18 protein-coding genes are annotated in these 22,443 nt (G+C 48.3%); 8 read left to right on the top strand and 10 right to left on the bottom strand.

The window, feature by feature from the left end:
- Positions 1 to 119: 119 nt before the first annotated feature.
- Together csaB and BBA02S_RS16740 are read left to right on the top strand one after the other, a co-directional pair.
- Positions 120 to 1,226 (top strand): polysaccharide pyruvyl transferase CsaB, encoded by a 1,107-nt coding sequence (gene csaB / locus BBA02S_RS16745; RefSeq protein ID WP_041095328.1) that lies wholly within the window; start codon positions 120 to 122, stop codon positions 1,224 to 1,226.
- 14 nt (positions 1,227 to 1,240) lie between these two features.
- A complete protein-coding gene (locus BBA02S_RS16740) occupies positions 1,241 to 2,407 on the top strand; it encodes a glycosyltransferase family 4 protein (RefSeq protein ID WP_041095330.1) in 1,167 nt (388 codons plus the stop codon).
- A gap of 173 nt (positions 2,408 to 2,580) precedes the next feature.
- On the opposite strand, the gene BBA02S_RS16735 is transcribed toward BBA02S_RS16740, so the two are convergent.
- Complete coding sequence (locus BBA02S_RS16735; protein ID WP_041095332.1) at positions 2,581 to 3,540, bottom strand: NERD domain-containing protein; 960 nt, start codon at positions 3,538 to 3,540, stop codon at positions 2,581 to 2,583.
- Between the two features lie 58 nt (positions 3,541 to 3,598).
- Positions 3,599 to 4,423: an STAS domain-containing protein gene (locus BBA02S_RS16730; protein ID WP_041095334.1), complete on the bottom strand. Its 825-nt coding sequence runs from the start codon at positions 4,421 to 4,423 to the stop codon at positions 3,599 to 3,601.
- Positions 4,424 to 4,553: 130 nt separating this feature from the next.
- On the opposite strand from BBA02S_RS16730, the gene BBA02S_RS16725 reads away from it, so the two are divergent.
- The 3 genes from BBA02S_RS16725 (at position 4,554) to BBA02S_RS16715 (ending at position 8,296) form a co-directional block, all read left to right on the top strand.
- Positions 4,554 to 5,030, top strand: a complete 477-nt coding sequence (locus BBA02S_RS16725; protein WP_041095336.1) for a TspO/MBR family protein — start codon at positions 4,554 to 4,556, stop codon at positions 5,028 to 5,030.
- A 221-nt stretch (positions 5,031 to 5,251) separates the two neighbouring features.
- A complete protein-coding gene (murJ, locus tag BBA02S_RS16720) occupies positions 5,252 to 6,772 on the top strand; it encodes a murein biosynthesis integral membrane protein MurJ (RefSeq protein WP_041095338.1) in 1,521 nt (506 codons plus the stop codon).
- Positions 6,773 to 6,781: 9 nt separating this feature from the next.
- Entirely contained in the window at positions 6,782 to 8,296 is a 1,515-nt protein-coding gene (locus BBA02S_RS16715; RefSeq protein ID WP_041095340.1) for a hypothetical protein, read from the top strand.
- A 186-nt stretch (positions 8,297 to 8,482) separates the two neighbouring features.
- On the opposite strand, the gene BBA02S_RS16710 is transcribed toward BBA02S_RS16715, so the two are convergent.
- The 4 genes from BBA02S_RS16710 to BBA02S_RS16695 form a co-directional block, all read right to left on the bottom strand.
- The gene (locus BBA02S_RS16710; protein ID WP_041113793.1) at positions 8,483 to 10,459 is read right to left on the bottom strand and encodes an S-layer homology domain-containing protein; all 1,977 of its coding nucleotides are present in this window, start codon (positions 10,457 to 10,459) and stop codon (positions 8,483 to 8,485) included.
- Between the two features lie 149 nt (positions 10,460 to 10,608).
- The gene (locus BBA02S_RS16705; protein WP_041113794.1) at positions 10,609 to 11,631 is read right to left on the bottom strand and encodes a C40 family peptidase; all 1,023 of its coding nucleotides are present in this window, start codon (positions 11,629 to 11,631) and stop codon (positions 10,609 to 10,611) included.
- Positions 11,632 to 12,052: 421 nt separating this feature from the next.
- Positions 12,053 to 13,990: a S8 family serine peptidase gene (locus BBA02S_RS16700; protein ID WP_156141467.1), complete on the bottom strand. Its 1,938-nt coding sequence runs from the start codon at positions 13,988 to 13,990 to the stop codon at positions 12,053 to 12,055.
- Positions 13,991 to 14,094: 104 nt separating this feature from the next.
- The gene (locus tag BBA02S_RS16695; protein WP_041113795.1) at positions 14,095 to 15,501 is read right to left on the bottom strand and encodes an N-acetylmuramoyl-L-alanine amidase; all 1,407 of its coding nucleotides are present in this window, start codon (positions 15,499 to 15,501) and stop codon (positions 14,095 to 14,097) included.
- Between the two features lie 370 nt (positions 15,502 to 15,871).
- On the opposite strand from BBA02S_RS16695, the gene BBA02S_RS16690 reads away from it, so the two are divergent.
- A complete protein-coding gene (locus BBA02S_RS16690; RefSeq protein ID WP_041113796.1) occupies positions 15,872 to 17,512 on the top strand; it encodes an SWIM zinc finger family protein in 1,641 nt (546 codons plus the stop codon).
- A complete protein-coding gene (locus tag BBA02S_RS16685) occupies positions 17,505 to 20,294 on the top strand; it encodes a DEAD/DEAH box helicase (RefSeq protein WP_041113797.1) in 2,790 nt (929 codons plus the stop codon). Before BBA02S_RS16690 ends, BBA02S_RS16685 begins: the two co-directional genes overlap by 8 nt.
- Before the next feature lie 122 nt (positions 20,295 to 20,416).
- Here BBA02S_RS16685 and BBA02S_RS20790 read toward each other — a convergent pair whose 3' ends face one another.
- Both BBA02S_RS20790 and BBA02S_RS16680 read right to left on the bottom strand, forming a co-directional pair.
- A complete protein-coding gene (locus BBA02S_RS20790) occupies positions 20,417 to 20,587 on the bottom strand; it encodes a hypothetical protein (protein WP_156136541.1) in 171 nt (56 codons plus the stop codon).
- Positions 20,588 to 20,610: 23 nt separating this feature from the next.
- Entirely contained in the window at positions 20,611 to 20,976 is a 366-nt protein-coding gene (locus BBA02S_RS16680) for a single-stranded DNA-binding protein (protein WP_041095351.1), read from the bottom strand.
- A 238-nt stretch (positions 20,977 to 21,214) separates the two neighbouring features.
- On the opposite strand from BBA02S_RS16680, the gene BBA02S_RS16675 reads away from it, so the two are divergent.
- Positions 21,215 to 21,646, top strand: a complete 432-nt coding sequence (locus BBA02S_RS16675) for a YwpF family protein (protein ID WP_041113798.1) — start codon at positions 21,215 to 21,217, stop codon at positions 21,644 to 21,646.
- Positions 21,647 to 21,716: 70 nt separating this feature from the next.
- On the opposite strand, the gene BBA02S_RS20785 is transcribed toward BBA02S_RS16675, so the two are convergent.
- On the bottom strand, positions 21,717 to 21,890 hold the full coding sequence (locus BBA02S_RS20785; protein ID WP_156136542.1) for a hypothetical protein: 174 nt from the start codon (positions 21,888 to 21,890) through the stop codon (positions 21,717 to 21,719).
- Entirely contained in the window at positions 21,890 to 22,288 is a 399-nt protein-coding gene (locus tag BBA02S_RS16670) for a hypothetical protein (RefSeq protein ID WP_041113799.1), read from the bottom strand. Before BBA02S_RS16670 ends, BBA02S_RS20785 begins: the two co-directional genes overlap by 1 nt.
- Positions 22,289 to 22,443 lie beyond the last annotated feature (155 nt).

Raw genomic sequence — 22,443 nt, 5'->3', positions numbered from 1 at the left:
GCTTCCCATAGTATAGCAAATTCATTTTCAGCTTGCACTAATTTCATTGAATGTGCTTGGTATCAATGATAAAATGATCTTTAGCTTTCTAAGCATTTGACTTGAAGGAGGACATCCGTTTGAAGGTTGTGATTTCGGGATTTTATGGATTGGGCAATACCGGTGATGAAGCGATCCTGGAAGCGATTGTCGATAATTTGCGAAATGAGATAAAAGACATAGATATTACCGTGTTTTCCTTATCGCCGGAGCAGACGGCGAAGGAGCACCGCGTCAAGACCGTTTACCGGGGCTGGCGCCATGACAACAAAGGCAAGGTCCGGGCGCTCCGGGAAGCGGATCTATTAATCAGCGGCGGCGGCGGCTTGCTGCAGGATACATATCCGACGAAGTTCTTGTTCGGACCGCTTCCTTATTATTTGCTTATCGCTTTTTTAGCCAAGCTGTGCGGAGCGAAGGTGATGTTCTTTTCCCAAGGCATCGGACCTGTGACTTCGGCCTGGGGAAAGATCTTGATGAAGGTGTTTGCGAATCGCGCCGACTTTGTAACGGTGCGCGATCAGTATTCGAAGGACTACTTGCATAATCTCGGGGTCAAGCGCCCGGAAACAGTGGTGACAGCGGATATCGTTTTCGCTTTCCAGAAAAAGCCGGACGATTCCTGCCTGAAGAGCTTGCCGCTCACAGGCACAGAAAAGCTGGTAGCTGTTTCGACGCGCCCGTGGTTTGAGCATGACGATTATTACAGCAAGCTGGCGGATGTGCTGGATGAGCTGATTGAAACAGAAGGCATCACGCCGGTGTTCGTGCCGATGGAGGGCCATCACGATGTGAATGCGTCACAGCGCGTGATGGAGCTGATGAAGCGGGCGGATGACTGTTACTTGCTTGGCGGCGACTTCACGCCGAACCAGTACTTGAATTTCATCGGCGAGTGCGAAATGACGATCGGCCTGCGCCTGCATTCGTTAATTTTCTCGGCGCTTTCCCATGTGCCGCATATCGGCATCAGCTATGACAAAAAAGTGGAAAGCCTGTTAAAGCGCTCCGGCATGTGGGAGTATTCCTTCCCTCTTGAAGCGTTTGATCCGGAGAAGATGAAGGAAAATGCCCGCTATGTGCTTGCTCACCGCAGCGAACTGAGCCAGGTCGTTGCCGGCAATGCGGCCCAGATGCGTAAAGAGGCCTTGGAAAATATTGAACTATTAAAGAAAAAATTTATGTGAAGCGAGGGTTTTTCATGAAGATTTTGCTTGCGACGGTCTACCACTACCCACACACCGGCGGCTTGTCGGTTCACGTGGCCACGCTGAAAGCAGGGCTAGAGGCGCGCGGCCATGAAGTGGATGTTCTTTCTTTTTCTGATATACCCGAGTTTGAACAAAAAGCGAAGGTGCGCGGCCCCGGCTTTTTAATGAATAAGCTGTCCAAAGGAAAAGGCTTCGTCTACGGCTTGAAGGCGCGGAAGAAGATGCTGCAAAAGCTGATGGAGCAAGTGAAGCACAAAAACTACGACATCGTGAATGCGCAGGAAGTGTATGCGACATTTGCTGCGCTGGATGCCGGGATGCCGGTTGTCTCCACTGTGCACGGCTACTTAACGTATGAAGCCTTAAGCGCCGGCAATATTTTAAAGGACAGCCCGGAAGAACGCTTCTTAATGGAAGAAGAAGTGAAAGCATACCGGAGCACGCGGGCGATCATTACGGTCGATACGCGCATTAAAGAATATGTGGAACGGGAAGCGGGTGTGTCCGGCACGGCGATCCGCAACTTTATTAACGTGGACGACTTCCGTCCGGATACAGAAAATAAAGCGGCGTACCGCCAAAAGCATGGCGTGCCTGCCGATGCCCCTGTGTTCTTCGTGCCGCGGCGGTTAACGAAGAAAAACGGCGTCATCTATCCGATTTTATCGTTGCCGGCGGTGCTTGAGAAATATCCGAACGCCCAGTTGATTTATGCCGGTACGGGCGAAGCAATGGAAGAAATGAAACGGCTGATCGCCGAAAGAAAAATCGAGAACAACGTCACGCTGCTCGGAGCGATTCCGCATCACGTGATCAAGGAATATTACGCTTTGGCTGATGTGGCGCTCGTGCCGAGCGTCCACTCTGCCGGCGTGGAAGAAGCAACCTCGATTTCGGCGCTCGAAGCGATGGGCTCCGGCCAGCCGCTGATCGCCTGTGCTGTCGGCGGCCTGAAGGAAATCGTCGACCATAACGTCGACGGCCTGCTCGTGGAAGAAAAGAACGTGGAGGAATTGTCCGCCGCCATGATCGAGCTGCTTGATCATCCGGAAAAAGGCCAAGAGCTCGCCAAACGGGCCCGCGCCAAAATTGAAGCGGAGTACTCCCACTTAGCAGCCGCTGAAAAGTATGAGGAAATTTACCTCGGAGCGAAATAAAGCAACCATCCCCTGCAGGCAGGGGATGGTTTTTTGCGCGGGAGGTGGGGTTGGGGGTTGGGTGCGTATTTGGGGGGATTGCGCGCGTATTTTGCGTGTTGCGTGCGTATTTTCCATTGTTGCGCGCATATTTCCTGCTGTTCCGCGCATATCCACCCCAACAGCGCGCACATTCACAATAAATATTTCCGGTCCTTGAGGCTGCCGGTATAGGGCAGCTGTAATTGCTTCAGCAGGCGGGTAGCGGTTGAGCGGGAATCCAGTTGCAGGTATTCCCGGCAGGCCCGGTTGGTGATTGTGCGTTCGTGAAGCAGCGAGTAGTCAGTGAGGGCTTGAACGTGGGCGTCACAGGATTGATGCCGGCAGCGCGGACATTGCCACCTTCCCCGCGCCCGCAGCATCGGCAGGCAGCGGCAAGCCGGACACTGCACCCCTGTGAATAATTCGGCCGGGACGATTTGAAATTTTTCCAGAACATCAGGATGATGGGGAGTATGGCTGGCGAGCAGCCGGCGGGCAGCCTGCTCCCTCTCCTGCTCTGTCCATACCGGAACCGGGTGCAGCAGATGAAGGGCTGCGATTTTTTCGGGAATGGCCGCGGCGTGGAGCACTTGACGAAAAGCTTCTTTATGATGCGGATCAGCGGTAATTTTTGTTGAAGGAAAACTGATGACAACTAGCGGAGCGATGGGGAGGTCAGTGAAGTGCTGGCCGGCAAGCCAGGATTGGAGTTGCCTCTTTTGGCGGCTGACCTGCAGCAGAGGATCGGAGAACACATCTTCGCCCGCTTCCTGGATGCGGATCAGCTGATGGAACGCCTGCTCAAAAAACAAGGTGCCTGCTATATTTTTCGTTTCCAGGATCACAGCCATGTTCGGATAAAGCAGCAGCGTATCGATTTGAAAGAAATAGCCGTTATCGCCTAAGAGACGCAAACCGTGAAAGATCATGGGCTCCCTGTCGCGGAGAAAGGCGAGGTGATAATCGAGCGCCTCCTCCCCGCGGTGGCCGGCCCGGCTTCTCTCCAGTTCCGCCTGTATGTCGCGGTATTTCGGATGGCCGTCAGGAAGCCGGCGGGCTAAGGCTTCCAGCTTACGAATCTTCAGCGGAATTCCCCGCTTTTTCATAATCATAGACTCTTCCCCTTTCTTGTGAAACTAGCTCCAGAAGATCCTCTCTTCTGGAGCTAGTTTAAAAATGAAGCGCTTGCGCTAACGTACTCACGGTATGAATAGATTCAAAGTCCAATCCAAGCTGAACCGCGGTTTGGGCGATTTCCGGACGGATGCCGGATAAAGTGGAGCTCACCCCGATTAAATTCAGCGCTTCAATCAGCTGGAACAGTTGATAAGCCACCATCGTATCAATCATAACAACACCGGAAATATCGATGAGCAAATGGTTCACCCGCAGCTTGGCGCATTGATTTAACGTGTTTTCCAAAATGAATTTCGCCCGCTGCGTATCGATATCGCCAACCAATGGCAATAAAGCGGTTCCGCCTTTAAGCAGGATGACCGGCGAGCTGAGTTCGTTAATCATTTCCCGCTGAGCTTCGAGCCTTTTGGCCTGATACTCATACGTTTCTTCAGTGAATTTCAAGATCACATTGTCAAAGGCTTTGATGAACTTGTCCCTCCACTCACTCACACGGGCAGCATCGACATGTTCATTTTCTTGAGAAAACTCATCAATGAACTTCATGTATTGCAAGCGAACCCTCATAAATTCACGAATGATAAAGTGGATCGGCGTATTCACATGGTCCTTGCTTCTTGACACGTCAAAAATCCATTCATCAAATTCTTTATAAAAGGCCTCTTCCTCTTTAATCAACAGGTTGCACAGGTACCCATGGAACCGAAAGTTCTGCTCTTTCAACTCTGCAATGACGTCCGGATCATCTGAAGCATACACGCCGTCAGGATCGCTTTTATCCAATGATGCATACCACTCTTCGGTCAGCTGTCTTGCCTTATTTGTTAAAAACGCATACATTTCTTTATTTAATTCCATTGATTTCCCCCCCTGACTCCGCTATTTTCCCACTCTCCATTATATATCAATTGAAAAGCGGAACCAAAGATAAAGTTTAAATGTGCTCAAAGTAAGCAATAGATAGAGTAAGAAGCAAAGGAGTGATTGCATGGAATTATTCAAAGTAAATGGAAAAGTACACGCGGGAAAACTGGCCGCAAGCGTCTTGGTGCCTGTGATTGGCGGGTCGTTAGTCGGCTTCTTCGCCACCAAAAATGCCCCAAAAGACTATAAGCAATTAAAAAAGCCTGATTTCTCTCCCCCATCCTGGGTGTTCCCCGCCGTGTGGACCGGTCTGTACACCGCCATGGGCATCGCCCGCTACCGGGTATCAGCGAAGACGAACGAGCGTCTGCTTTCCTACGACATTCAGCTGGGCTTGAACTTTCTCTGGTCCTTTTTGTTTTTTAAATGGCGATTGCGGGGAGCCGCTTTTGCCGAAATCGCCTTGCTCCTCGGCATGATCACATTAACGACCTATGAGTTTTACCAGGCGGACCGCATCGCTGGCAGCTTGATGATTCCTTACGCTGCCTGGGTCACATTTGCCCTCGGATTAAATTATTCTATTTGGAAAATGAATTAATCGCCGCGCCGCCTGCCGCGGCGTTTTTTTGTGTGCGCGGAAGGGGGATTTATGCGCGGGATTCCCGCAAATATGCGCGCAGCGACACTGTTTATGCACGCAAAGCCCCCACTTACGCGCGCAACTATCTATACAGAGACGGCGCTTAACTTCTAAGCCAATTTACGGTATTATTAAGTATTGGTTTTTTTATTCCTATTTTATATATTGAGGTGGGTTTTGTGTCGTTGAAAAAGACGGCTCTCTGGCTTAGTTTGCTTGCACTTGTAGTGAAGTTTGCAGGCTTTTTAAGAGAGAGTGTTATTGCGAATCAGTTTGGAGCGAATTATGAGACCGATGGATATGTGCTGGCGTTTTCATTTATTACACTGGCGCTGGCCATGATTTCCGGAGGCTTTAACAATGTGTTTTTGCCGCTGTATGTCAAAAACCGGCAGGAGAATCCGGAGCAGACGGAGCGAAACGCCAATGCGATTATGAACTGGACGGTGCTGCTGTTCTTAGGGATTTCCGTAGCCGGCTGGCTGCTGGCGCCGTATTTCGTCCCGCTGATCTATGGAAAGATGTCGTCGGAAACCGCACCGATCGCCATCTCGATCACGCAATTTTTCTTCCTGTTTATCAGCGTGATCGCCTTGAACGGGATTTTGGATTCCTATTTGCAAGGACAGCGGATTTTTGTCCCTTCACAAGTTTCCAAGCTGTCGGCCACACTGATGGGGGCCGTTTTCGCCCTGTTGTTTTCCGATCAGTGGGGCATTAACAGCTTAGCCTACGGGTTTATCTTCGGAACGATTCTGGGCGTTCTCATTCAGTTGTTCTTCTTGCGGAAGAAAGGCTGGCGCTGGAGCCCGGCTTTGAAGGTGGAAGAAGAGTATAAACGGACTTTTCTCGTGCTGCTCATCCCTTCCCTGCTCAATTCAGTAGTTGGCCAGATTAATATGTTTGTCAATAAATCGTTCGCGGTAGGCACGATTAAAGGGGCAGCGACGTATATCAACAACGCCACCTTGATTACGAGCATTCCGCATACGATCTATGGCACGACGATTGCGGTCATTATTTTTACACTGCTGGCCGAACAGATTGATAACAAGAAAAAGTTCCAGGATACGTTTTTCATGGGCATGCAAGTGTCGCTCTTAACGCTGGCGCCAATTGCGGCCGGATTTTTCCTGGTCGGGCAGGAAGTGATTGCCTTCGTCTTCCAGCACGGAAAATTCACCGCGGACGATACGTACAACACGTACCTCGCCCTCGTCTATTACTTGCCGACGATTGTCACCCAGGGACTGCAGTATATCGTATCGAAATCGATGTACGCGCGCGGAAAAACAAGCATCATTTTTCGGATCAGCGTGACGACCATTGCCTTAAATGCCTTGCTCAACTGGCTGCTTGTCGACCGCTTCGGCTATCCGGGGCTGGCGCTGACCGGCTCGTTTGTTTCTATTTACTATCTCGTCGTCAGCACCATCTTTGTCTATAAAGATTTTGATAAGAAGGAAGCGACACGGCTGTTTGGTCTGATCGGGCGCGTAGCGGTTGTGACCGCGTTCATGGTTCTCCCGCTGTATTTGCTGAAAACATGGACGCCGATCTCCCATTTATATTCCCTGTGGCAGCTCATGATTATCGTGCCGCTCGGTGTAGTATTCTACACAGCCGGCCTGTTCTTCTTTTACAAGCAAGGCTTCAATCAAGTACTTCATTTGTTAAAAAGAAAAGCACACGCAAAGTAGGTGAATTGAATGAAAGGTTGGTTGTTGGCGGCACTGACAGCCATTCTTCTCCTGGCAGGCTGCACAGAGGAACCGAAAAGCAGCCCGGCGAAAGCTGCCGAAACCGTGCCGCTCGGCGAGTTGGACTTAGTTCTTTCTCGCGACTTAACCCTGCAAAACGCAAAGGAATCGAGCCTCTCGTCCTTTTATAAAGACGTTCTTTATGTGTACGATTGGAAAGACCGCGGCAAGCTGAAGGTAAAGGTGCGGACGATTGACAATGGCGACCGCTTTGTGATGATGCAGCTGAGAAACGCGACCAATGAACCGCTCTCCTTGAAGGCAAACGTTCAGCAATCCAAGGCGAATGACTACTATTTTATTAATTGGCGCCGGGATATCAAAGAGCGCAAGCACGATCCGGTCATCGGCAACGATGTGACCACTCCGCCGTCAGGCCTGCTTCGTTATTCAGCAGACGGCCGTTTTCTATACGAAGCGGTTGTCAGCAAGCAGTATCAATCCGCCGTGAAAACACAGCTGTATGAGAACGGACAGCAAAGCACAGTGCGGGAGCTGACAGCGGAAAAAGAAACGCTTCAGCATAAGATGGACGGCTTCTCCTTTTCCTTGGAAGCCCCGCCGAATCAGCTGGCCGAACAGTGGTTTTTGCTGGCTAAAGAACCGCTGTTCAAAAACGGAGACGGCCTGAGCAGCTGGATTGACTTTCAGCATGCTCACTATAAAGAGGTCAATAACTGGTTCACCGTCGATGGCGCCATCAAGAAGCTGCCGTGGTCGATCGAACCGTTTACGAAGGAAGGCTATGGCCGTCATCTCGGCACTCTCATTGAAAAAGAAGCCATTGACCGCTATTTCAAGTACGGTGACCGTTATTTTTATGATTTAATGGTCCAATCCGCAGCCAACCTGCTCGAATATCGCCAGCAGCAAAAAAGCACGGTTTGGAAAACGGAATATACGAGCACTTGGCTCAAGCAAAAGTATGAGATTACTTCTCCTTATTTGGATACGCGCCATAATGAACTGATCGCCCTGTACTTGTACCGGATCGGCAAAGAATTTGACAAAAAAGAATTAACAGGCGCTTTGACGGACTATGCGGATTACTTATTGAATTTAATTAAGATTGATAACATTATTCACACGCCAAAAGGATACTTGCCAGCCGATTATTATTCGGCGCATCAGGGCAAGCAATTTATCCACACTTCACTGAATCATGCGCTCGGCGAAGCCAATCTGCTCATCGATGCCTATAAGGCCACCGGGCAAAAGAAATACTTGCTGGCCGCCCGGCAAATCCGCCTCGGTGTCGAATCGCTCGGCACAAAGTGGATTCGCCCCAACGGCGATCTCTGGTACCAGGTCAATCGCGACCTCACCTTCGACGGCAACGACTATGAGCAATTAACGCTAGATGACCTAGAGCGCCATGAGAAAAAATGGCAGGCACTCGGAGGAAGCAAAAGCCGCATGCTGCAAACACTGATTGAAAGCAAACGAAAAGCGATCCAGCAATAGCCGGATCGCTCTTTTTTGGTGTTTATGCGCGGTTGCTCTCCATTTATGCGCGGTTCTCGGCCATTTATGCGCGCAACAACAGCAATTTATGCACGCAACCAGCCTGTTTACGCGCGATCCCCCCGCCTTTACGCACACAAAGCCAAAAAGAAGCCCCTCTCCGCTGCCGGAGAGGGGCGTTGTTATTTATTTTACGATTGGAAGCGGTGTAACGTATTGAGAGGATACGTAGCCTTCTTTATATTTCAGGTCATCTGAAATGATTTTTTGCCATCCTGAGGAAGGGGCACCCAACATAATGACGGGCATGCCAGCTTCACGATAGGTAAATTGGATCGTTCCATTCGCAGAAGCACGCACATTTAATCCTTGGACGTTCGTTAAGCCGATGGTGTATTTTCCGAAATCTTTACTGCCGAGGGCTTTGTCGATCCGGTACATATGGCCGGCTACTTTTCCGCCCCAAGCGATATCGGAAGCGTATTTCATGTTGATGCCGACCCCTTTGTTTCCAGGCGCCGCTCCATTAGAAATGCTTTGCTTCCAGGCGCCTGCTGGATTTGGCACGACATAGCGGTCATTCAGGTAGCCGTCCGCCAGATGGTAAACACATTCCACCGGTGACGGGAACGACTTTCCTTCTTCCGGTTTGCTGTCGTAAACGGCAATGCCGAATAAGTTATTATTCTTCTGGGCGTGCGCGCTCATGCCATAGTCGCTTTCATGAATAGCCATCGCCAAAATAAGCAAAGCATTAATCCGTTTTTCCGACTCCACTTTTTTGAGCGTCGTGCCAAGCCCGATCAGCTTGCTCTTTTTCGTTGCGTCTTTATATTTAGCATAGCCGGTTGCTTCTCTTTCCGCCAGTGCTTGTTTAATGAAGGTATTCAACTCTGTTGCTGTATAATTGGTCATCGTTCTGGCTGAAAGAAGCTGGAAGTATTGATAGCCCTTGCCGACAATTCTTCCTTGATCATTGTAGAACGTCGCATTATCCCAGCTGTAATATTTCTGGCCTGCGCTCAGGAAGCCCGGCGCTTTTCCAATCACATAAGAGACATAGTTTTTGGTCGCAGGCTGATAGATATGATGCTCTAACTGGCCGCTGACTACCCGGTAGAAGCTGCGGCCTGGTGCTCCTTCAAATGGCACGAGCTGGCCGTCGCTAGGCTTGATATAGTAATCCTTGCCGCCCAGCGAAACTTTGACATAGCTGTCAGTCGATGTAACATATTTCACCTCTGACCCTTTTGTCGCATATGATTTCGCGTTCGTAAGGCCGGGATCGCTGTATAAGTTCACCGTTGCCCCGCTATTGCTTACAAACACGATGCCGCTGTTTTCCTGCATATGAATAATTTTATTCTTTTTCAGGATCAGCTCCTGCCCGCGCTGGCCCATCGCTTGCTTAGCCGTATCAAAGCTTGTGTACCAGCCGGAAGCGTAGGTAATCGTGCCTTTCGCATCAATCGTTGCGACTTGATAGGCATCCGCCGGGGCTGGCCCTGGATTTTCAGGCTCAGGATCAACCGGCGGCTCAGGATCGGTTGGAGTTACCGGATCTGTGCTGCCCGATGTCTTCTGAGCTTCGAGCAAACGGTAGATAAAGGCGGCGGCATGATCACGCCGCACATTTTCCAGCGGGCTGAACGTAGTGGCCGAATACCCTTTAATAATGTCGAGTTTATAGTTTTTGCCGATGGCCACTTTATGAGTAGAGCTTAAGTCATTAATATCTGTAAAAGGCGCCGGCTCATATGTTACATTGATGTTCAAGTAATTCAGCGCATTGTTGATCATCAGCGCCATGTCTTTTCTTGTGATTAAAGCATCTGGATGAAAACGGCCGTCTGATCCGCCGTTTACAATTTTCGCTGCTGCTGCTGCATTGACGCCGGAAGCCAGCTTCAAGGACGGCGGCACATCTCTAAAGGTTGACGGTCCTGAAGGCAATTCCAGGGCTCTCGTTAAGAACGCTGCAAATTCGGCTCTTGTGACGCTTTGATAAGGTCTGAGATCCCCGTCAGGGTACCCTTGCATAACCCCCTTATCGATCATTGCCTGTATCTCATCCTTCATTGCCGCTTTCGCGTTTAAAGGTGTAAAAGCCGGGAATAATAAACTGAGTGACATAGCTAGAGCTAGTACTTTCTTTTTCTTCATGTCCTACTCCTTTCAGGAAACTTCGCTTTTTGGGACTCTTTTATTCTATCGGATAAAATAAAGAATTTCATAGAATAAATGGATAATTTTTATATCATCTTTATTAAAAAATAGCCAAGGAATAGTTTCCAAGGCTATCGGTCTTCTACTTATTTAGCGTTCATGGCATTATAGATAGCGGCTGAGAACGCTTCACGCGTTGCACGGTGGTCGCCGTAATATTTTTCCGTTTGGAAAATGCCTGTTTTATCAATAGCGCTCATCGTTACGATGGCTTCGTATGCCCAGTAAGAGTTCTTGATTTCAGCATATGGGTTAGAGGCAGCGCCTGCGTTGCCAAGCTTTAATTCAAATGCTTTTTGAACAATAACCGCCATTTCCGTACGGCTCATGTATTCATCCGGGCGGAACGTCTTGTCAGGGAAACCATTGATGATGCCTGCTTCACGAATCGCTGCGATGTCTACTGCAAAACGGTGCATTTTCGGAACATCTTTGAAGTGGCTCATCACGACAGGTTTTTGCTGCAATACGCGGTTGATAATCGCTGCCGCTTGTCCGCGGGTCACCGGCTGATCCGGTCTGAAGGTATAATCGTCGAATCCTTGAATGATATTTTTATCAGTCAACGTCATGATCGCATTGTATGTCGGGTCGTTTTTAGTAACGTCTTTAAAGCCGTCATAGTATTCAACTACGCGTTTTGCGCCGGCATATTTCGGGCCCCAATAAGAATTGTTTAAGGAAACTAAAGCGATTCCTTGCTTTGTAGTAGCGTTTAATACCATATTGTTGCCTGCATAAATGCCGACATGGGAGATTCCCGGCTTGTATGTATTAGCAAAGAATACTAGATCTCCAGGTACGAGCTTGCTTTTGGAAACAGCTGTACCTACTTTGTACTGCTGATCGGCTGTTCTTGGGAGCTTGATTCCTGCTGTGTTTTTATAAACATATTGTGTGAAGCCTGAGCAGTCAAAGCCTCTTGGCGTTGTGCCGCCGAAGACATAAGGAACACCCATGAATTTCTTTCCATAATCGACTAATGATTGTCCGAGTGACGCTGCTTGAACTTCTGTTGTATGCGAAAGTGCTGGTATGGCGACTGGTGCGGTTGTCATTAACATAAACGAAGCTAATCCACTTGCTACGATTTTTTTAAACTTACCCACTGTAAACCCCCTGCATTGTTTTAAAAATTTTTGTTTTTTTTCCTGTTTTTTCTCACTGAGGTTATTGTAGCAAATATAAACCTAGTATTCTTTTACGTTTGCGTTACATTCCCATTTCCCTGTGTAATCTACAAAAACACTGATTTTACAACGCTTCCAATCTCTTCTTTTGATAGAAATAGCAGACTTTGAAGGAAAATGTCTATTTTTAATCGATATATACATTAAAATGCAACATTGTAACACTTTTGTAACATTAACTGATTTCTTAGACCCAGCGTCCGCGCCGCGGAAAGTGAAGCGCCTGGAATGGAAATCGATCGTTCTCCTTCCCGCGCACAACAAAAAAGACTACAGGCAAACTCGACTTTCATCGAAGCTTGTCTGTAGTCTGAGCTGCCCGTTCTCACGGGCAGCTGTCTTATCTTAATTGTTCGTTCGTGGTTTTTGCCAGGAAAGCAGCGAAGCCGGCGCGGTTAATCGCCTCAGAAGGACGGAACGTACCGTCTTCAAATCCGCTGATAATCTTCTTGGCAGCTAGGCCATTGATATATTGATAGCCGGTTACTTTCGAATTAATATCTTTAAACGGACCGGTTGTTTGGCCGGCGATCTGATAAGCCTTTGCAATCAAAATCGCCATTTCTGCCCGGGTGACCGGCTCATTCGGGCGGAACGTGCCATCCGGGAATCCGGAGATAATCTTCGCTTCCGCCAATGCTTCCACATAGCCGGAGGAGCTGACAGCCGCCGTTACATCTTTGAACCTTGTATTTCTCTTGGTGCCGTCCAGATTGAGCGCGTTGCCAAGCAGGATGGCCGCCTCGCTCCGCAAAATCGAGCGCTCTGGCCGGAATTCGCCGTTTGTATAGCCATTCATGATCCCTTCATGGTGAAGATAAGCGATAAAGCGGTTATACCACTTATCGAGCACAACGTCCTTCAGCGCCGGCGCCGGGTTAGTCACCTTCAGCGAAGCAAAGTTTTGGCTTTCCTTCCCGTTTACTACAGGATGGATATAATATTGCAGCGTCCCTTGCGTCGCATAGTCAACAAATTCCGAAGAGGTGATTCCGCTTGCGATCAGCCTGTCGAACCGGTAAACGTTATAAGTGGTGAATTGAGCCGCTGCCTCGCTTGTATTCATCGTTATCTTTCCTTTGCCGTCCGTGCTGTAAGACAGCTTCACAGCAGAGTCAGCCGGATTCTTGTCTGTTCGTGCCAGACCGTAGCCGAAGAAATCATCTCTGCCAGGCGCCCCGAGATCAAGGGCATTTTTTTGCAGCAGCATGCGGAGATGCTTGTTTGTCATATCCGGATATTTTTCTTTGTACAAAGCAGCCAGGCCCACTACATAAGGAGAGGCCATCGAAGTGCCTGAAAGTGTTTTATACCCAACTTCTTCCGTTGTGTTGATCGTTGTCGGATAAGTACTGTAAATTCTTTCTCCCGGAGCGGCAAGCTCTACTTCCTTGCCGATAGAAGAAAGCGGGCCATGCCTTTTGCTCTCATCTATAGAAGAAACGGCGATCACTTCCGGAAACTTAGCCGGGTACTGGACAGAGGATGGTTCTCCCGTCAGCGGCTTGCCTTCGTTTCCGGCAGCAGCGACCACGAGAATCCCGCTGTCGTAGGCGCGCTGGATCATCCGATGCAAATAATCATCTTCAAAAGGCGATGTGATGCTGATATTGATAATATCCATCTTATTTTTAATGGCCCATTCCACCCCGGCCATCATAGTAGATGTCGTGCCGTCACCTAATTTGTTGAGCACCTTCACTCCGTAAATTTGTGCGTTCGGCGCCACGCCGACTACGCCCAGCGAATTATTTTTTGCGGCGATGATCCCAGCGACATGAGTGCCATGCCCATTGTCATCATTGTAAGAATTTTTGCAGCCGTCTATGCGAAGAAGATTCATCATACAAGCGCCGCCGGCTACTTGAAGATCCGGATGCTTTGTATCAATCCCGGAATCAAGGATGCCGATTTTTATCCCCTTCCCCGTCAATGTGCCTGGCACACGCTTGTCGGCTTCCACAGCTTTATAGCCCCACTCTACCCGCTGGGCGCTTTGCTGCACGGGTTTGTCGTACCTGATTGAATGGATGCCCGGATAAAATTCGAGCAGCTTCTTCTGGGCGTCTGTTAACTCCACAGCCGCCGCCGGCAATTCATCAAATACATACTTAATATCTTCTGTATATTTCTCTAATAACTGACGATCCACTTCTTCATTAAATAAAATAACTGCTCTTTTTTTCGCAATCATGTTTGCATTTGCATCTGCAGGGAAAATATGAAGGAAGAGAAGCGCAGCAAACACTAGAAGAATGTATTTCATCGTCTTACCCAAAGCGAACACCTCTCTTTTCACTGAACTACAATAAAGGGGAGGCAGCAAGCTGCCTCCCCTTTATTGTAACTTTTATTTTAGTAGAATTCTATTTTATTATTTTCCTATTTTACAACGTCGTACAGACCATCTACTTCGTAGCCTTTGGCCTTATAATAGTCCAAAGTGCCGAGATAAATCGCTTTGGCCGCTGCGTTTCTCCAATAATCTGAACGGAGTTTGTCGTTGTCAGCTTTGCGGTCGATAAAACCAAGCTCGACAAGCACAGCCGGCATCGTGTTTTCACGAATTACATGGAAGTTGCCGTTTTTCACGCCGCGGTCGGCTAAATTCCATGCAGCCACCAGGCGATTTTGAATTTTTGTAGCGAGCAGTTTACTGTCAGCTACGTTTGGATTTTTGTAAGCGGAATAATAATAGGTTTCTGAACCTGTTCCGCCCCCGGCATTGGCATGGATGCTGATAAACGTATTGGCGCCAACAGATTTTGCATAGCTGACACGGTCTCTTAATTCGACAAATTTATCGGTTGAACGTGTCATTTTCACTTGGAATGGCGTTTGCTTGAATAAGTTATTGACCTTCAATCCTGTATCAAGCACAACATTTTTTTCATAAATGCCAAACCCGGTAGCACCGGAATCACGGCCGCCATGCCCTGGATCAAGAACCACTACTTGCTTGGCGATGCGCGGATCGACGCCGGCTGGCTTCGCTTCAGCAGTATCACGCAAATAAGAGCCGTGTACGAATCCTTCGATAGATCCATATTGAATGTAATTCCATGCGCCTACTTTATAAGCGCTTTTTACTTGTTGGTCTTGCTTGACCGCTCCAACTTTCGGATACGCGTCATTTGGCCCTGTACGGACATTTAAGCTGTCTACATTAATCCAGCGAGCATCTTTAAAAGTAACCGTATTTTCCACTAAACGAAATTTAGGGTTAATTGCGCGCGCCAAAAAGACGGAAAAGTCCGCACGGATAATCCGTTCGCTCGCACCAAAAGAGCCGTCTGTTTTCCCTTGAGCAATGCCGCGGGATTTCAGTGCGTTCGCCGCACCAGACAGCGTGTTGCCATATTCATATCCAAATGCCTTGCTGATCATAACAGCCATTTCACCGCGTGTTACTTCTTGGTAAGGATGAAATGTCTTGTCGCTGTATCCGGAAAGAATGCCTTTCTCAGCGGCAGACTGAATGTAGCCTGAAGCAAACATGCCTGAGCCCACATCTTTAAAAGAAGTTACCCGTTTAGTGCCGTTCAATTGCAACGCACGGCCAATCAATGCCGCAGCTTCTGCGCGGGTCATCCGTTTATTCGGTCCAAACTCAGTAGCTGACGCCCCCTGGGCAATTCCGCCTTGCGCTAAATAATAAATCTCCTTCGCTGCCCTGTGGGAAGCGCCTACATCTGTAAAAGTGGTTGCAGCTTTCGCTGTATTATTAACTCCGAATAGAGGAATGGCCAAAAGAAATGACAAAAGGACTAAAAAAGCTCTTTTCTTCACACCTCTACCTCCTTTCTTATTTTTTTCCATTCTAACATATCTATTTAAAAACAAACGTGAATCTAGGAAAACCTCCTTTTAAATTTAATTGAATAATATTACTTTAAAATTAAATAAAGATAGTTTCATCCTTAATTTGCCACAAATTCGTAATAACCGTAATTTCGACGAAAAGATACTGAATTTTCTATCTTTCTCCTTTTTTCGTCTTTTTGCTCTTCATTGGCAGAAGCTTGGGTTTTAGCAAACCATCTTTTTTCTCCTTGTTTTTTGTTTTATAATGAGAAGATATGAAATTTCTGCGAGCACGTTTTTAGAAGCAGTTGATTTTGTTACGGAAATCGCCCCTTTAAGGAGGTTACACCTATATATGTCTGTTGAATTGGCGTTCATGAAAAGTCAATTAGAAGATTTCAAATCAGAATTAAAGACCAGCTTAGACTCCTCCCTTCCCAGCAATCAATTGTTGATGGAAACAGGGTTCCAACGGTACTTGAACGAACAGGCGGCACTAAGCCACGTATCTGCCGGGCTCGTCAGCGGCTCGGTTGCTGAGCCGGACGGTGAACGATTCCGGGTGCATCTTGATTTATCCTCTCCGCTGCTAAGCAGCTGTTCTTGCCGCAAGGAGGGCTGGTGTATTCATCAGCTGGCTCTTTTTTTTCAAGCCTGTCAGGAGGCAGGAATGTCTGCCCAGGCATGCTTGAACGAATGGGAAACAAGAGGAAAGCAACAGCCCCTCGCTATTCCCGGTGTCATGCGGGCAAGCGATTTACTGAAAGCAGCGGCGGCCGGCAATGAGGGACCGGAGGCGTGGATGGAGCGCATCGAACGGACGGCCCGTGAACGGCTGGCGGTCCATTCCGTTGAAAAAAACCCTTATATCGTTGAATACGAGGGCAAGCATGTCTATGAACATTTATTAACGCAGCGGCCAACGAAAAGGGAATGGCAGCCGCTTTATGAATTATATGTAAGCTTTGGGCTGCTGTCGTTTATTACGAATCTATTTAATGATGCCTCTATCCCGCCAGCCGTGCTGCAGCGCTCTTGTTCCTCTTTTTTATTCTATTTAGTAGAGGAGGCGTCAGAGGCGGCGGAAGATCTCGGCCTGCGCGCCCTGCCTTTTGAGTTTGATCCATATATCCACTTTTTGCGGCAGGAAACAGCTGGCTTGCTGGCGGTGAAGAACCATGTATTTGCCGGCCAGCAAACCGATCTGTATCGCCAGCTGTGGACCGTTTTATTTAAGCGGGAAGCGTGGCGGAAAGAGGAGCGGCTGCGTCTTCAGCTTCGATTGGAGGATGCACAGGAAATGTCGGTGGCGATCGGCTACTTGCATCACCTCTATTTGGCCGATGATCTGGCCGGCTTTGCCGATTTCGCCAAACAGCTGCCGGATACAGGAGTCGAATTGTACTTGTTTTGGCTGATGGAAGCGTTTCGTACAAAAGCCTTTGAAAAAGCGCGCATGCTCATTAAGATTGTTGACCAGAAGCTGGAAGGCTATTTAGAGCAGCTGGAACAGGAAGGCAGCATGCAAAGCCGGCGGTTTGTCCATTGGTTCTTAACGTACATTGATGCCGACTGGCTGATGGAGAAAGAGCCTGTGCTTTACAAAAGCCTGCTGGAGCACATGCTTCCATACAGCTATACCGAACTGAGCACTTATTTCATTCACACCGGCCGGTACAAAGAATGGGTGGAGCTTCAGCTGTGGATGGACAGTGAGCTGCCTGAGCTTGACCGCAACGGCCTGAAGGAAGCAGCCAAGCACGCCCCCGAGGAGGTATTGCCGCTTTATCACCACGGCATCCTGCGGTTAATTGAAGAACGCAACCGGGCAAGCTACAAAAAAGCCGTCCGCTATTTGAAAAGGCTGCGCACGCTGTACAAAAAATTAAAACGGCCCGATCGCTGGGACGTCTATATTCAGATCTTGCTGGAGCAGAAAAAACGGCTGCGGGCTTTCCAGGAAGAATGCAGAAGGGGTCAGTTAACGGATGCTTAAAACAAGAACGATCATCATTCATAGTCAATGGCTCAACAATCAGCAGTTTTTTCTTAAAGCCGCCGCTGAAAACGGCCGACCCCTTCCCCCGTCCGAATGGGTCAAACAGCTGTTTCTCAGCCATGAGGAAAGCTTTTACGGCTCCCTGCTGGAGGAAGCTTCTTACCACGGGGAAGCCGGTGTTCTCCTAACAGCCTGGCAATGGGCCACTCTCTTCAAAAGCGAACGGTTCAACCGCTTCATCCGCTGGGAATGGGATGAGACCGGAGACTTCAGCCTCGCTGTGGCACCGGCTATTTATGAAGCGGTCGCCGAGAGCGGCTTTGTGCCGGAATTCCATGAAGACGGTTTAATCTTTCAAGTTCCGGACTCTGTATGGGAGGAATTTGCCCCTGGCTTCTGGGAAGAGTCTGTTGCCGGCATCAGCAATCGCGAATTGGTCTCCTCCCTGTTTCAAACCTGCGCCGAACAGGCCTTTCAAGCAGCCGGCGGCGCTCAGGCACAAGTCAGCCGGCTGGCCGGCGGAAAGCTGACCGCCGAGGAATTAAACCGCTATTTCGATGCCAGCCGCTGGCGCCAGTGGCTTGGCATTGAAGACAGCAGCGCCCCATTTACTGCCGGCCTGCGCCTAATAGAGCCAGCCAATGACAATGAAGATTGGATACTTGAACCAGTATTGATTAACCGAAAAGACACTGAAAAGATATACCTTTTGAATAAAAGAGTTCCGAAAAGCTGGCAGACTTATCTTCCAGAAGCAGAGCAAGAGCAAACCCGCTGGCTGCGCCTGTTTCCGTGGCTGGAAAACGACGGCACTCTCCGATCCAGCTTGCCAGAGGAGCTAGCTTTTCTCTTTCTAACGGAAGCGAGCGAAAAACTAATTCAGCTGGGCGTCCCTATTCTGCTGCCATCTTGGTGGGAATCTATCCGGAAAGCCTCCTTGTCGCTTTCTGCGAAGGTTTCTTCAACCGCTGGAAGCCGTCCTTCGTTTGTCGGGCTGCAGGCTATTCTGGACTTTAACTGGCGGCTGTCCATGAACGGCGCTGATTTATCGGAAAAAGAATTTCTGGAGCTGACGGCCAATAACCGCCGGCTAGTCAAGGTAAATGGAGAATGGATTCAATTAGACCCAGAAATGGTGCGCAAAATTCAAGGCCTGATGAAGAAAGCCAAAAAAGAAGGGCTCCGCTTGCAAGACCTGCTGGAGCAGGAATTTGTTCCTGAAGAGGAGCCGGCTGATGACTGGACCGATCCGCGGCTGTTTGCCCACATTCAGATTGAGCTGAACCGCTCTTTCCGCAAAATGATTGCCCAGCTGAGAGACGGCTCTTCTATCCCACTCTTGCCGGCCCCCGCAGGCTTGCATGCTGAGCTGCGGCCATATCAGCAATTTGGCATGAGCTGGCTGTTATTTTTGCGCTCATGCGGATTCGGGGCTGTACTGGCGGATGATATGGGGCTCGGCAAAACGATTCAGCTGATCGCGTACTTGCTTCATGTCAAGCAGCAGGAGCCGATTCAAGCGCCTGCGCTGATTATTTGCCCGACTTCCGTTCTTGGAAACTGGCAAAAGGAACTGGAACGCTTCGCTCCCGGCTTGCGGGTTGTTTCCCACTACGGGAACAACCGGAAGCAAGGAGATCCCTTTAAACAGCTGGCATCCGAAGCCGATGTGGTCTTAACGACTTACAGCTTGTCTCATCTCGATTTTGATACTTTGTCAGCTGTGGAGTGGAGCACGGTAGCGCTTGATGAAGCGCAAAACATCAAAAACGCCCAAACCAAACAATCGCGTGCTGTGCGAAAGCTGAAAGGACGGCATCATATCGCTTTGACAGGAACACCAATGGAAAATCGGCTCGCTGAATTGTGGTCAATTTTTGACTTCACGAACCATGGCTACTTAAACAGCCTTGCTCACTTTCAAAAGCACTATATCACGCCGATTGAAAAAGACGGCTTGACCGCTAGAATTGAACAGCTGCAGGCCAAAATACGCCCGTTTTTGCTGCGGCGGACAAAGAGTGACCCGGATGTGGAGCTGAACCTTCCAGAAAAGCTGGAGCAAAAGGAATATTGCCCGCTCACCACTGAGCAGGCTGTCTTGTATGAGCAGCTCGTCAACGAAACGATGGAGGAAGTGCAGCGGCTCTCCGCCTTTGAACGACGGGGATTAATTTTGCAAATGCTGAACAAAATTAAACAGTTGTGCAATCATCCGGCCCTTTATTTAAAAGAACAGGAGCCAGCCCATCTCGTGGAACGCTCCGAAAAAATGAATAAGCTCGTCGAGTTGATCAATAACATTATTGATCGCGGGGAGGCTTGTTTAATTTTCACTCAATATATCGGCATGGGAGAAATGATAAAGCAAGAAATTGAAAAGCGCTTCGCCTTTAAGGTGCCTTTCTTGTACGGTGGCACACCGAAAGAGCAGCGCGACCGTCTCGTTGCCGAGTTTCAGGAAGGGGATTTCCCTGTCTTTCTTCTGTCTTTGAAGGCCGGCGGCACAGGTCTCAATCTGACGGCGGCCAATCACGTCATCCACTTTGACCGCTGGTGGAACCCTGCCGTTGAAAACCAGGCGACTGACCGGGCGTACCGTATCGGCCAAAACCGCTTTGTTCATGTGCATAAAATGATTACGACCGGAACGCTCGAAGAAAAAATTGATGCTATGCTTGAGAAAAAACAAGCACTGAATGACGAAATCATCAGCAGCGACCAGTGGATTACCGAAATGACGGATAACGAATTAAAAGAGCTTTTGACCTTAACCTAATCCATACGAAAGAGCCGGTTCTGAGGAAGAACCGGCTCTTTTTAGTTGGGGACGATCTTCCGGGGATCGGTCAATCGGGGAGCCTGTTCGGCTTCGCTGAGTGGATGGTTACTGCAAAATCATTATTGAACAAGGGATGACAATCGTGGAGTGGCCGGTTGCGGAGTGTTTTGAAGTTTCTGCTGTTCGATCCTGTTCAGCTTCTCTTCAACAACACGAAGTCTGGCAAGAGTTTTGCCGAGGCAGAAAGTTAATTCTTCTAATCTTTTTTCCAAACGTTCATTTGCACTCATTCTTTTCTCCTTCTCTCTTTTCCTTAAGGAACAGTCAAAATCGGCAACAGCTCAGAAGAAGGTTCAGAACGTTTTTTATCCATAAAACGCACCGTATGAACATTTACTTCGGTAACATATACTTTCTTTCTAGCTTCATCTTCATAATTCCGTGTTTGGATCGTACCAAGTACGCCAACGAGCGATCCTTTCTTGCAATATTTTGCCGTGTTCTCAGCCGATTTATTCCAAACTGTGCAATAGATAAAATCGGTTTCTGCCACCCCTTCCTGATTGCGGTACGGCCGGTTTACAGCTACCGTCATATTTAACAGCGGCCGGCCATCCGACGTATACTTTACCACCGGATCTTTTGTAAGCCTGCCAACGAGCGTTACCTGATTGATCATTCTATCCCCCCTTTCCTCAAAGATGCCTTCATCATAATCAAGGAACCCCGAAGAGTAAACGATGCATTTTTTCTTTTACATGCGGCCATATCCAAACAATTGGGGGATTTCTATGAAAAAAGACAGATTACTTTGGAGAACATAAAAAAACCTGTCTATTCAAGTTTTTATGGTTCTGCTTCAGAACGTGCTATACTTTTGATTAGGAAGCAATTGACAAGGAAGGGAGCATACTTGCATGAAAACCTTTAAGATTGCCGGCTTCTATCTCGCCTGGCAAGGTGATGCCCAGGAAATCGAGTTGTTGGATGGATTGATTATCAATCGAGAGGATGATAAGCGGTCGTGGCTCATTGAGCTGTTTGTTGATCCTAAATACAAAGAAGCCTTTCGCCAGCATGAAAACCAAGAAGAGATGAAAGTTCAGGTGCTGATCACACATCCGAACAACGATCCTGCTCTCTTTTCAGCGCAAATGAGGGAGATGAACATCTTGCAGGACGGAATCAACATTCTCCTAGAAGGGAAACTCCGGCAAATGCGCAACGAATACGCTAAGCAAGTTCTCTCTGACCTGATTAGCCAGGGAATCAGCGGAGAAGAACTAGTGGATGCCTTCAATAACCGCCTCAAACAAAGGAAAAACGTCCCGCCCGTCCAAAAAGCGTGATCCCCTCTCCAGCAGCTGGGACGATTCTGCCAAAGCATACTAAAAAAGAGCAGCTGTTAGAGGCTGCTCTTTAATGAATAACGCCGGATTCTAGCTCATCGCGGCCGGTATCGATTTTATGATGAAGCTTTTGGATAATATATTGAATGTCCTGCTTGCGATAGTCGCGGACTGGTAGCTCTTTTTCGTATACATGGTAATAAAGAAGCGCTGCAAGGGATAGCTCAAATTCATTAGCAGGCATCAGTTGCTCTTCTTTTTTTTTAGCTGATCGTTCAAAAGGTCGATATAAAACTTGGCTTCTGCTCGGCAGGAGAAATCCACATCCGTGTTCATTTCTTCTTGCAAGCGGGCCATTTCTTCCAATTGATCGGCTGTCGGTTCTTCTGAAAAGATCTTTTCAATCACTTCATTAATCTTAGCCGCCAATTCTTCATGAAATTCAGGACTCGATTTAATGTCGCTGTCCACTTTGCCATACCAGGAAGAGCTTGTATGAATGTATGTTCTCCATTCATCCATGAAGTCTTCGAAGGAATACGCTTTTTCATCCCATGAAATTTTGGCCATGTATTGTTCAAATGCCGTTTTAATCGAACGAGTGATACTTATTTTTATACCTTGAGATAAACTGCTTAACATTTACAATAAGTACCTCCTAGAGAGTCCTGATGAAACTTTGTAAAAATGGTAACATCTATTACTTTAACATACCTATACAAGATTTGACAAAGTTTTTTCACAATACCTAGGAAGAAAATCCTTGTTTTTCGTGTGGATGGGACGGCTGATTTCCA

The sequence above is a fragment of the Bacillus badius NBRC 15713 genome (assembly GCF_001591605.1).
Taxonomy (GTDB): Bacteria; Bacillota; Bacilli; order Bacillales; family Domibacillaceae; genus Pseudobacillus; species Pseudobacillus badius.
This window is presented reverse-complemented; position numbering and strand designations above follow the sequence as displayed.